General features: G+C 74.1%; 9 protein-coding genes. 4 read left to right on the top strand and 5 right to left on the bottom strand.

The features are described from left to right. Positions 1-43 precede the first annotated feature (43 nt). From ACRYM2_RS14970 to ACRYM2_RS14955, 4 genes are all read right to left on the bottom strand, one after another. Positions 44-919, bottom strand: coding sequence for a YceI family protein (locus tag ACRYM2_RS14970; RefSeq protein WP_432523196.1), 876 nt, complete (start codon positions 917-919; stop codon positions 44-46). Further along, the gene (locus ACRYM2_RS14965) at positions 916-3483 is read right to left on the bottom strand and encodes an MFS transporter (protein WP_432523195.1); all 2568 of its coding nucleotides are present in this window, start codon (positions 3481-3483) and stop codon (positions 916-918) included. The genes ACRYM2_RS14970 and ACRYM2_RS14965 overlap by 4 nt, the downstream gene beginning before the upstream one ends. Next, the gene (locus tag ACRYM2_RS14960; RefSeq protein WP_432523194.1) at positions 3480-3971 is read right to left on the bottom strand and encodes a MarR family winged helix-turn-helix transcriptional regulator; all 492 of its coding nucleotides are present in this window, start codon (positions 3969-3971) and stop codon (positions 3480-3482) included. Before ACRYM2_RS14960 ends, ACRYM2_RS14965 begins: the two co-directional genes overlap by 4 nt. Positions 3972-4065: 94 nt before the next feature. Further along, a complete protein-coding gene (locus ACRYM2_RS14955; RefSeq protein ID WP_432523193.1) occupies positions 4066-4494 on the bottom strand; it encodes a MarR family winged helix-turn-helix transcriptional regulator in 429 nt (142 codons plus the stop codon). Positions 4495-4648: 154 nt separating this feature from the next. Between ACRYM2_RS14955 and ACRYM2_RS14950 the strand changes: the two genes are divergently transcribed. Both ACRYM2_RS14950 and ACRYM2_RS14945 read left to right on the top strand, forming a co-directional pair. Continuing rightward, positions 4649-5239, top strand: a complete 591-nt coding sequence (locus ACRYM2_RS14950; RefSeq protein WP_432523192.1) for a PadR family transcriptional regulator — start codon at positions 4649-4651, stop codon at positions 5237-5239. After that, complete coding sequence (locus ACRYM2_RS14945) at positions 5236-6321, top strand: inositol-3-phosphate synthase (protein WP_432523197.1); 1086 nt, start codon at positions 5236-5238, stop codon at positions 6319-6321. The genes ACRYM2_RS14950 and ACRYM2_RS14945 overlap by 4 nt, the downstream gene beginning before the upstream one ends. A gap of 79 nt (positions 6322-6400) precedes the next feature. Here the strand turns inward: ACRYM2_RS14945 and valS are convergent, their stop codons facing one another. After that, positions 6401-9037, bottom strand: a complete 2637-nt coding sequence (gene valS / locus ACRYM2_RS14940) for a valine--tRNA ligase (RefSeq protein ID WP_432523191.1) — start codon at positions 9035-9037, stop codon at positions 6401-6403. Positions 9038-9140: 103 nt separating this feature from the next. Between valS and ACRYM2_RS14935 the strand changes: the two genes are divergently transcribed. Together ACRYM2_RS14935 and ACRYM2_RS14930 are read left to right on the top strand one after the other, a co-directional pair. Beyond that, positions 9141-10586: a GGDEF domain-containing protein gene (locus ACRYM2_RS14935; RefSeq protein WP_432523190.1), complete on the top strand. Its 1446-nt coding sequence runs from the start codon at positions 9141-9143 to the stop codon at positions 10584-10586. Positions 10587-10824: 238 nt separating this feature from the next. After that, the gene (locus ACRYM2_RS14930; protein ID WP_432523189.1) at positions 10825-11994 is read left to right on the top strand and encodes an acyl-CoA dehydrogenase family protein; all 1170 of its coding nucleotides are present in this window, start codon (positions 10825-10827) and stop codon (positions 11992-11994) included. Positions 11995-12020: the final 26 nt, after the last annotated feature.

Genomic DNA, 12020 nt, shown 5'->3' with positions numbered 1-12020 from the left:
CCCCGCACCAGCTGGTGCGGGGCCCTCGCTCGTGCGCGCGGTCTCACTGCTGCAGGACGGCCTCGATGTCGATGCCGACCTTGAGGGTGGTGCCGAAGACGGCGACGCCGATGCCGACGGCCTGGTTCCAGTTCATCTTGAAGTCGTCGCGGTGCAGCTCGGTGGTGGCGCTGAAGGCGGCGCGGGTGCCGCCCCAGGGGTCCGGGCCGCTGCCGGCGTAGGACAGCTGCAGGGTCACCGGGCGGGTGGTGCCCAGCAGCGTGAGGTCCCCGACGAGGAGCCAGCCGTCGCCGCCGCGCTGCACGCCGCGCGCGGAGAAGGTCAGCTCGGGGTGGTGGGCGGTGTCGAGGAAGTCGGCCGCGCGCAGGTGCTCGTCGCGCTGGGCGTTGCCGGTGTCGATGCTGGAGGCGTCGATCCGCACCTCGACGGTGCTGCGGGTGACGTCCTCGGGCACGGTGATGACCCCCGCGAAGGAGGTGAAGCGCCCGTGCACGGCCGCCAGGCCCAGGTGGTGGGCGGTGGCGGAGACGGTGGAGTGGGCGACGTCGATGGCCCACACCCCCGGCGGGGGCGTGTCGCTGCCGCCGGAGCGGCGCAGGCGGACCTCGCCCAGTCGCCAGGTGTCGCCGGTGCTGGTGGTGGCGGGGACGACGACGCTGCTGGCGCGCGGCTCGTGGGCCGGTGCGGCCACCAGCATCGTCGCCGCCCCGGCCGGCACGCCGAGCAGCGCGAAGGTGCCGTCGCCACCGGTGACGGCGCGGGCGACCTGCGAGCCGTCCGGACCCAGCAGCGTCACCGAGGCGCCGGCCACCGGCCAGCCCTCCCGGGTCAGCACGCGTCCCTCGCCCGTGGTCCCGGCGGCCGCCGGGCCGGCGCCCGTGGCGCCGGCCCGCAGGTCCGCCTCCCGCTCCGGGCTCACCGCTGCTCCGTGCCGCGGGCGGTGGCCGGGGCCTCGAAGCGGGTCAGGTCCAGGCTCGACCCGAGCACGAGCTGCGCGGCGGACACGGTGTCCTCCTCCACGTCGACGTCGGCGGCCACGGGCGCGAAGCCCGAGGCGGTGAGGGTGTAGTGACCGCCGGCGAGGTCCTCGAAGGAGTAGGTGCCGTCCTCGCCGGTGAGCACCGAGCCGACGACCTGCCCGTCGGCGTCGACGAGGGTGACCGAGGCCTCGCGCACCCGCCGGCCGTCGCTGGCGGCGACGACGGCGCCCGTGAGGCGGCCGCCGCCGGTCAGCTGCAGGTCGCAGGCCAGCGCACCGGAGTCGGGGACCTCGACGCTGCGCGCCAGCGGCCGGTGCGAGGCGTTCTGCGCGGTGAGCACGTAGCTGCCGCCCACGAGCTGGTCGAAGGCGTAGCCGCCGCTGCCGTCGGTGCGGGTGGAGCCGACGACCTCGCCCGTGACGTCGGTGAGGGTCACCAGCGCGCCCTGGACGCCGTGCTGGCCGCCACCGGCGTCGTGGGCCAGCACCCGGCCGGTGATCGCCGCGCGGCCGGACAGGACCACGTCGCGGGTGACGGGCGCGCTGCCGACGCCGACGAGGGTGGCCGAGGGGGCCACGTGGGCCGCGGCGACGATGAGCAGGTAGGTGCCGCCGGTGGGCAGGGCCAGGGAGTAGCCGCCGTCCTCGCCGCTGGTGGTGCGGGCCACCTGCTGACCGGACTGGTCGGCCAGCGTCACGACGGCACCGGCGAGCGGGCGGCGGTCGTGGTGGCGCACCGTGCCGGACAGGGACAGGCCGGAGTCGGTGCGCACGGCGCGCTGCGCCTGCTCGTCCACCGGGTCCTCCTCCCGCTCCGCCCGGGGGACGCTCCACCGCTGGGCCGTGCCGTTCGCCGTGCCGTTCACCGTGCCGTTCACCGCTGCGCCGACCCGGCCGTCCGCCGTGCCGTCGACCGCGGCGGCGGGACCGTCCGCATCCTCGACCGGGGCGTCGTCCGAGCGCAAGGCGCGCTCCTTGAAGAAGAAGGTGGTGATCCAGGCGACGAGGGCGAACGGCGCGGCGATGAGGAAGACCTCGGCGATCGAGGAGCCGTAGGCGGCCTGCACGAGCGCGCGGATCGGCTCGGGGATCTCCGCCAGGTTCGGCACGCCGGTGGTCTCGCCGCCGAGCGCGCCGGCCACGACGGCCGGGTCGATGCCGGCGTCGGCGATGTTGTCCGTCAGGTGGGTGGTGACCCGGTGGCCGAGGACGGCGCCGAGGGCCGAGACGCCGATGGCGCCGCCGAGGCTGCGGGAGAAGGCGACGAAGGAGCTGGAGGCGCCGAGGTCCTGCGGTGCGGAGACGTTCTGCACCGCCAGCACGAGGTTCTGCATCATCATGCCGACGCCCAGGCCGACGAGGGCCATGTACGGGGCCACGACCCAGTAGTTCGTGTCGTACTCGATGGTCCCCATGAGGGCCAGGCCCGCGGTGAGCAGGGCGCCGCCGACCAGCAGCCAGACCTTCCACCGGCCGGTGCGGGTGATGACCTGCCCGGCGACGGTGGAGGACAGGAAGAGCCCGACGATCATCGGGATGGTCATGACGCCGGCCATCGTCGGGGACTCGCCGCGGCCGAGCTGGAAGTACTGGCTGAGGAAGATCGTGGCGCCGAACATCGCCACGCCGACGAAGAGGCTGGCGAGCGCGGACAGCGTGATCGTGGGGTTGCGGAAGAAGCGCAGCGGGATGATCGGCTCCTTCGCACGGCTCTCGGCGAGCACCGCGAGGGCGAGCAGCACGACGCCCGCGGCCACGAGGCCGACGGTCCACCAGGAGCCCCACTCGAACTCCTGGCCGGCCAGCGAGACCCAGATGAGCAGCGCGGAGATGCCGGCGGCGAGCAGGAGGGCGCCGAGGTAGTCGATGGACACCTCGCGCTTGGGCTGCGCGGGCAGCTTGAGCTTGAACTGCAGGACGAAGAAGGCGATGACGGCGAACGGCACGCCCACGTAGAAGGTCCAGTGCCAGGACAGGTGCTCGGTGAGGACGCCGCCGATGAGCGGGCCGCCCACGGTGGCCAGCGCGAAGGTGGCGCCGAGGTAGCCGGAGTAGCGGCCGCGCTCGCGGGGGCTGACCATCGTGGCCAGGATGACCTGCGCCAGCGCCAGCAGGCCGCCGCCGCCGATGCCCTGGAAGACGCGCAGCGTGATGAGCATGCCCATGCTCGTGCTCAGGCCGGCGATCGCGGAGGCGACGACGAACAGCGCGAGCGCGACCTGGACGAGCAGCTTCTTGCTGAAGAGGTCGGACAGCTTGCCCCAGATGGGGGTGGAGATCGTCGTGGCGAGCAGCGCGGCGGTGACGACCCAGGTGTAGCCGGACTCGGTGCCGTTCAGGTCGTTGACGATCCTCGGCAGCGCGTTGGAGACGACCGTGGAGGACAGGATCGCCACGAACATGCCGAGCAGCAGGCCGGAGAGCGCCTCGAGGATCTCCTTGTGGGACATCTTCGGCGCGCTGCCCTGCGGGCCCTGGTGGTGGACGGGTGCGGTGGTGCTCATGCGTTCCCCTGCAACTGCTTCTCCTGCACGTGGTGGTGTCGGGTGTCTGGTGCCGGCGGCGGTGCCGGGGTGCCGGCCGGGTCGGTGGTGCGGGCCAGCCGGGCGAGCAGGCGGGTGAGGTGTCCCACGTCCTCGTCCGGCCAGGCCGCGAGGCGGTCGACGAGGCGGTCGACGGCACCGCGCCGGTGGGCGCGCAGCTGCCGCAGGCCCTCGGCGGTGACGCTCAGGCGCTGCGAGCGGCCGTCGGCGGGGTCGGGGGAGGAGTCGAGCAGGCCCTCCCGCCGCAGGTGGGCGACCTGCCGGCTGACGGTGGACAGGTCCAGCGCGAGGTGCTCGGCGACCTCGGTCAGCCGCATCGCGCCGTGCTGGTGCACGGTGGCGAGGGTGAGCAGGGTCGGGACGTTGAGCGTGCCGACGAGCACGCGCTTGGTGCGCAGCAGGTCGGGGAAGACGTCGACGAGGGCTGCGCAGGCGTGGGGCGTGGCCACGGCGACCTCCACGATCGATTGGTGTGCGCAAGCAACGATATGCCCGGATGGTTGTGCCATGCAACCCCTGGCCGTGGGGGATCGGCCGGTGGTCTCAGAGCAGGGCGTTGAGCTTGCCGAGGAGGGTGGCCAGCTGCGTCATGTCCTCGGCCGACCAGTCCGTCAGCCGGTCGTGCAGGCGCTGGCGCCGCGCGGCCCGGGCGGCGTGGACCTTCTCCAGGCCCTCGGGCGACAGCTTCAGGCGTACCGCGCGCCCGTCGGTGGGGTCGGCCTCGCGCGAGACCAGGCCCAGGCGCTCCAGCAGCTGGACCTGGCGGCTGAGCGTCGGCTTGCCGATGCCGAAGTACGCGGCCAGGTCCGAGGGGCGGCTGTCGCCGACGATGTCCAGGCGCACCAGCAGGCTGTAGGCCTCCGGCTCCAGGTCGGGGTGGACGCTGCGGGCCGTCTCGCGGTTGATGGTCCGGGAGCGGCGCAGGAGCACGGCGAGCTCGTGTTCCAGTGCTTCGGCGGGGCCCGTGACCATCCCCGCAACCTACCGGGCCCGGGCGCCCCGCGGAGCGGAGGGCGCCGCCGCGCGCGCGCCGCGGGCGCCGTGTCGTGTTGATCGCACCCGCCGCGGCCCGTAGTGTCCGCCGCGATGCATCGAGTCGATGCATCGCAGCAGACGGAGGTGAGCGGTGCGCAGACGCGGTGACGTCCTGCTGCTCGCCGTCCTGGCCCTGCTGGCCGACGGGCCGCTGCACGGCTACGAGGTGCGCAAGCGCCTCGACCAGCGGCTGGGGGTGTTCCGCGCGCTGTCCTACGGCTCCCTGTACCCCGCGCTGCGCGCCCTGCAGGCCGGCGGCTGCATCACCGAGACGACCGAGCAGCGCCTGCCCGGCACCGTCAGCCCCCGCCGGGCGCGGGTGGTCTACGAGATCACCGCGCACGGCAAGGACCGCCTGGCCGAGATGCTGGAGGAGTCCGGGCCGGAGGCGTGGGAGGACGACGCCTTCGGCGTCCACTTCGCGCTCTTCACCCGCGTCGCCCCCCGCACCCGGCTGCGCATCCTCGAGGGCCGCCGCGCCCGGCTGCTCGAGCGCCTCGAGCAGCTCTCGCGCTCCATCGAGCGCACCCAGGCCCAGCTCGACGCCTACGCGCTGGAGGCCCAGCGGCACGGGCTGGAGACGGTCCGCAGCGAGGTCGACTGGCTCGAGCGGCTCATCAGCGCCGAGGCCCACCCGGGCACCGCGCGCCCGCACGCCCCCCACCCAGAGGAGAACCACTGATGGCAGGTCCCATCCGCGTCGCGATCGTGGGGGTCGGCAACTGCGCCGCCTCCCTCGTGCAGGGCGTGCACTACTACCGCGACGCCGACGAGTCGCAGACCGTCCCCGGCCTCATGCACGTGCGCTTCGGCGACTACCACGTCCGCGACATCGAGTTCGTCGCCGCCTTCGACGTCGACGACAAGAAGGTGGGCACCGACCTCGCCGACGCCATCGGCGCCAGCGAGAACAACACCGTCAAGATCTGCGACGTCCCCGCCACCGGCGTCACCGTCCAGCGCGGGCACACCCTCGACGGCCTCGGCAAGTACTACCGCGAGACCATCACCGAGTCGACCGCCGAGCCCGTCGACGTCGTCGCCGCGCTGCGCGAGGCGGAGGCCGACGTGCTCGTCTGCTACCTGCCCGTCGGGTCCGAGGACGCGGCGATGTTCTACGCCCAGGCCGCCATCGACGCCAAGGTCGCCTTCGTCAACGCGCTGCCCGTCTTCATCGCCGGCACCCCCGAGTGGGCGCAGAAGTTCACCGACGCGGGCGTGCCGATCGTCGGCGACGACATCAAGTCCCAGGTCGGCGCGACGATCACCCACCGGGTGCTCGCCAAGCTGCTGGAGGACCGCGGCATCAAGCTGGAGCGCACCTACCAGCTCAACGTCGGCGGCAACATGGACTTCAAGAACATGCTCGAGCGCGACCGCCTGGAGTCCAAGAAGATCTCCAAGACGCAGGCCGTCACGAGCAACGTCCACGCCGACTTCGGCACCCGCAACGTCCACATCGGCCCCAGCGACTACGTGCAGTGGCTCGACGACCGCAAGTGGGCCTACGTGCGCCTGGAGGGCAAGGCCTTCGGCGACGTCCCGCTCAACCTCGAGTACAAGCTCGAGGTCTGGGACTCCCCGAACTCCGCGGGCGTCATCATCGACGCCGTCCGCGCCGCCAAGATCGGCCTGGACCGCGGCATCGGCGGCCCGCTGCTGTCCCCGTCGGCGTACTTCATGAAGTCCCCGCCGCAGCAGCGCGACGACGAGGCCGGCCGCGCCGGTGTCGAGGCGTTCATCGCCGGGACCGTCGACCGCTGAGCCGCGCCCAGCGACGAGGAAGGCCCCCACCGGGGATCCGGTGGGGGCCTTCCCGCGTCACCCGCGGCTCACCCGCGCCTCACTCGGCGGGGGCGATCTCCGCCTGCGCCGACAGGGCCGGCGCCTGCTCGCCCTCGGCCACCGGCACCTCGCGCCAGGTGATCGACGCCGCGCGCGAGGCCGCCAGCAGGTCCGCCTCGGCGCGGGCCGCGGCGGCGACCACGGCCGCCGGGCCGGAGACCGTCGCCGCCGACAGCGGCGTCTTCTGGGAGACCTTCGCCTCGCTCTTGACCTTGCGCAGCACCGTCAGCACCTGCCCGGCCGCGGACAGGACACCGCGGGCGCCCTCGTCCACGGGGCCGAGCTCCCCGGCCGACGGCCAGGGCGCGCGGTGCACGGAGCCGTCCTGCCACCAGGACCAGACCTCCTCGGCCGCGTACGGCAGGAACGGCGCGAACAGCCGCAGCAGCGTGCGCAGCGCGATCGCCGCCGTCGCCCGCGCCGAGGCCGCCGGGCCCTCGCCGCGCACGCCGTAGGCGCGGTCCTTGACCAGCTCGACCCAGTCGTCGCAGAAGGTCCAGAAGAACCGCTCGGTCACGTCCAGCGCCGTGGCGTGGTCGTAGCGCTCGAACGCCTCGGTCGCCTGCCGCACGACGCTCGCCAGGTCGGCCAGCACGCTGGCGTCGACGGCCTCGGTGACCGCCGCCGGGTCGGCCGCGTCCCCGCGCTCGACCCCCAGGCCCAGGACGAACTTGGAGGCGTTGAGCAGCTTCATCGCCAGCCGGCGGCCGATCTTCATCTGGCCGGTGTCGAACGTCGCGTCGGTGCCCAGCCGCGAGGAGGCCGCCCAGTAGCGGACCGCGTCGGAGCCGTACTCCTCCAGCAGCGCCAGCGGCGTGACGACGTTGCCCTTCGACTTCGACATCTTCTTGCGGTCGGGGTCGAGGATCCAGCCCGACAGCGCCGTGCGCGACCACGGCAGCCCGCCGAACTCCAGGTGCGCGCGCACCACCGTCGAGAACAGCCAGGTGCGGATGATGTCCTGCCCCTGCGGGCGCAGGTCCATCGGGTACACCCGCGAGAACAGGTCCGGGTCGCGCTCCCAGCCGCCGGCCAGCTGCGGGGTCAGCGACGAGGTCGCCCAGGTGTCCATGACGTCGGGGTCGGCCACGAACCCGCCCGGCACCCCGCGCTGGTCCTCGGCGTACCCGGGCGCGGGCTCGGAGGCGGGGTCGACCGGCAGCGCGGACTCCGGCGGCAGCACCGGGGCGTCGTAGCGGGGCTCGCCGGCCTCGTCGAGCGGGTACCAGACGGGGAAGGGCACGCCGAAGAAGCGCTGGCGGGAGATCAGCCAGTCGCCGTTGAGGCCGGAGACCCAGTGGTCGTAGCGGTGCTTCATGTGCTCGGGGTGCCAGGCCAGCTGCGCGCCGCGGGCCAGCAGCGCCTCGCGCACGTCCGCGTCGCGGCCGCCGTTGCGCAGGTACCACTGCCGGGTGGTGACGATCTCGAGGGGGCGGTCGCCCTTCTCGTAGTACTTCACCGGGTGCTTGATCTTCTTCGGCTCGCCGACCATCGCCCCCGACGCCTGCAGCGCCTCGACGATCCGGGCCTGGGCCGTGAAGACCGTCGCACCGGCGATCTCGGCGTACAGCGCCTCGCCCGGCCCGCCCGCGATCCACGCCGGCACCTCGCGCAGCAGCCGGCCGTCGCGGCCGATGACCGCCCGCGTGGGCAGCTGCAGCTCGCGCCACCACGTGATGTCGGTGGTGTCGCCGAAGGTGCAGATCATCGCGATGCCCGAGCCCTTGTCCGGCTCGGCCAGGCGGTGGGCCACCACGGGCACCTCGACGCCGAACAGCGGCGAGCGCACCGTGGTGCCGAAGAGCGGCTGGTAGCGCTCGTCGTCGGGGTGCGCCACGAGCGCCACGACGGCCGGCAGCAGCACGGGGCGGGTGGTCTCGATGAAGACCGGCTCACCGGTGCTCGTGCTGGTGAAGGCGACGCGGTGGTAGGCGCCGTCGGTTTCCTTGTCCTCCAGCTCGGCCTGCGCGACGGCGGTGCGGAAGGTCGTGTCCCACAGCGTCGGCGCCTCGGCGGCGTAGGCCTCGCCGCGGGCCAGGTTGCGCAGGAACGCGCGCTGGGCCGTCGCGCGGGCGGTCGCCGAGATCGTGGAGTAGGTGTGCGACCAGTCCACCGACAGCCCCAGCCGGCGCCACAGCGACTCGAAGACCTGCTCGTCCTCGGCCGTCAGCCGCTCGCACAGCTCCACGAAGGTGCGCCGGGAGACCTGCACGAAGTCCCGGTCGCTCTTGGGCGCCTTCTCCGGCGGGGTGAACGAGGGGTCGTAGGGCAGCGAGGGGTCGCAGCGCACGCCGTAGTAGTTCTGCACCCGGCGCTCCGTGGGCAGGCCGTTGTCGTCCCAGCCCATCGGGTAGAAGACCGACTTGCCGCGCATGCGCTGGAAGCGGGCGACGACGTCGGTGTGGGTGTAGCTGAAGACGTGGCCGACGTGCAGGGAGCCCGACACCGTGGGCGGCGGGGTGTCGATGGAGTAGACGTCGGCGCGCTGCGCGCCGCGGTCGAAGGCGTAGGTGCCGGCCTCCTGCCACGCGGGCGCCCAGCGCTCCTCCAGGCCGTCCACGGTCGGGCGGTCGGGTACCTGGACGCCGGCGGCGACGGTCGAGCGGGGCGGTGCGGGGGGAGTGGCCTCGGACATGGCGCCATCATCCCAGCCGCGCCGCCGCACCCGTGCCCGAGCCCACGCCCGCGGATGTGGCCCGAGCGCTGAAGGTCGGGGCCGCGGCGCCCGATGCACGGGTGTGGACTCCCTGCGCCGGCCGCCGCCCTGGCAGCTCTTCACCGCCTGCGGTGCGGTCGTCGCGGCCGTCTGCCTGCTCACGCCCGCCGGCCTGCTGCACGACGCCGTCTTCTCCTCCATCAGCCTCGCCGCGGCCGCCGCCACCGCCGTCGGAGCCCGCCTGCACCGCCCGCAGCGCGCCTCGGCCTGGTGGCTGCTGGCGGCGGGGCTGCTGGCCTGGGCGCTGGGCGACGTCAGCTACGCGATCTGCTACGACTGGCTGGGCTCGGAGGCCTTCCCCAGCGTCCCCGACGTCTTCTACGTGCTCGCCTACCCGCTCATCGCCGCCGCGATGCTGCGGATGGCCCGCCAGGCCCGGCCCGGCTCCGACCGCGAGGGGGTCATCGACGCCGCGATCCTGGCCGTCGGCTTCGGGATGCTCTCGTGGACCTTCCTCGTGCGCCCCGCGCTGGCCGAGCTGCCCGACGACCTGTTCGCCGGGCTCGTCGCGCTCGCGTACCCGGTCGGCGACGTCGTCGTCCTCGCGATGCTCGTGCGGGTCTCCACCGCCGCCGGGCACGGCTCGCGCGCGTTCTGGCTGCTCGCCGGCGCGGCCACCTCGATGCTGCTGGCCGACGCGCTGTGGCAGTACGCCGACGCCTACCAGGACTTCGACGCCACCTGGATCGACGCGGTCTTCGCGCTCTCGTACGTGCTGTGGGGCGCGGCCGCCCTGCACCCGTCGATGCGCCGGCTGTCCGACCCCTCGCCCACCAGCCGGCACGAGTTCACCACCCTGCGCCTGGTGGTGCTGACGGCCGCCAGCCTGCTCGCCCCCGGCACCCTGGGCCTGCAGCTGGTGCTCGGCCAGCAGCCGCAGGGCTGGGCGGTGGTCATCAGCTCCTCCGTGCTGTTCCTGCTCGTGGTGGCGCGCATGTCCGCGCTGCTGCGCCGCCTGCGCGAGCAGACCGCCCTGCTCGGCGACCTTGCGCGCACCGACCCGCTCACCGGCCTGCTCAACCGCCGCAGCGCGGACTCCGCGCTGGAGCGCCTGCGCGAGCAGGCGCAGCGCGAGGGCACCCCGCTCGTCGTCGCGCTGATCGACCTCGACCGCTTCAAGGCCTTCAACGACAGCCGCGGCCACCCCGCCGGGGACCGGCTGCTCGTCGGTGCCGCCTCGGCGTGGAGCGCGGCGCTGGAGGGGACGGGGGTGCAGCTGGCCCGCTGGGGCGGGGAGGAGTTCCTCGCCGTGTCCGTCGGGCGGGACACCGACCGCGTCGAGGAGCTGCTGGCGGGGCTGCGCCCGGTCGTGCCCGACGGGCAGACGTTCTCGGCGGGGGTGGCCCGCTGGGACGGGCGCGAGGAGAGCGCCCACCTCGTCGCGCGCGCCGACGAGGCCCTCTACGCCGCCAAGGCCGCCGGGCGCGACCGCACCTGCACCGCCGGCGCGCCCGAGCACGCCGCCTGAGCCCACCGCCCGAGCGGGTGGGTCCGCTGCACCCGCGCCCGCCGCGTGTGGCAGGCTCGGCACGTCCGACCCCGACCGCACCGACCGCGGTCTCGCAGCCGACGACGTCTGCAGGAGCGTGCATGTCCCACCAGCCCACCCCGCTGCCCTGCTCCCTGCGCCGGCACGCCGCCGAGCGGCCCGTCCGGCACCCGTCCGCCCCGTCCGGGCAGCAGGCCCAGGAAGCGCAGGAGACCGCATGACCAGCCCCACCGGAGTGGACTACTTCGACCTCGCCGCCGACCTCACCGAGGACGAGCGCGCCGTGTGGGCGAAGGTGCGCGCCTTCGTGGACGCGGAGGTGGTCCCCGTCGCCGGCGGGTACTGGGAGCGCGCCGAGATGCCCCTGGACCTGCTGAAGCACTACGCCGCGCTCGAGCTGGTCGGCGACGCGCTGGAGGGGCCGGGCGTCCCGCGGCTGAGCCACACGGCGGCCGGCCTGGTGACGATGGAGCTCTCCCGCGGCGACGGCAGCTTCGCCACGATGCTCGGCGTCCAGGCCGGGCTGGCGATGCGCTCCATCGCCTTCCTGGGCTCGCCGGAGCAGAAGGAGCGCTGGCTGCCGCCGATGGCGCGCCTGGAGGCGCTCGGCGCCTTCGCCCTCACCGAACCCGACCACGGTTCCGACGCCGTCGCGCTCGCGACGACGGCCCGCCGCGACGGCGGCTCCTACGTCCTCGACGGCGCCAAGCGCTGGATCGGGTTCGGCACCGTCTGCGACGTGTGCGTGGTGTGGGCGCGCGGCGAGGACGGGCAGGTGCAGGGCTTCCTCGTCGAGCGCGGCACCCCCGGCTTCGAGGCGCGCGTCATCGAGGGCAAGGCCTCGCTGCGCGCGATCCACAACGCCGACATCACCCTCACCGGCGTGCGGGTCCCGGCGGAGAACCGGCTGCCGGGGGCGAACAGCTTCCGCGACACCGGCCGCGTGCTGTCGGCCACCCGCGCCGGCATCGCCTGGGGGGCGCTGGGCCACGCCACCGCCGCCTACGAGACGGCCCTGGCCTACGCGCTGGAGCGCCGGCAGTTCGGCCAGCCGCTGGCCTCCTTCCAGCTCGTGCAGGACAAGCTCGTGCAGATGCTCGCGGAGGTCACCGCGATGCAGCTGTTCTGCGTGCGGGTCGGCCGGCTGGCCGACGCGGGCAGGCTCACCGACACCCAGGCCTCGCTGGCGAAGGTGAACGCCACCCGCAAGGCCCGCACCGTGACGGCGATGGCCCGCGACCTGCTCGGCGGCAACGGCATCCTGCTGGAGCACCGGGTCGCCCGGCACATGGCCGACGTGGAGGCGCTGCACACCTACGAGGGGACCGAGTCGATCCAGACCCTCATCGTCGGCCGCCACCTCACCGGCATCTCCTCGTTCACCTGAGGCCCCGTCCACCCGAGCACCCGAAG

This window comes from Kineococcus aridisoli, from assembly GCF_050871885.1.
Lineage (GTDB): Bacteria > Actinomycetota > Actinomycetes > Actinomycetales > Kineococcaceae > Kineococcus.
This window is presented reverse-complemented; position numbering and strand designations above follow the sequence as displayed.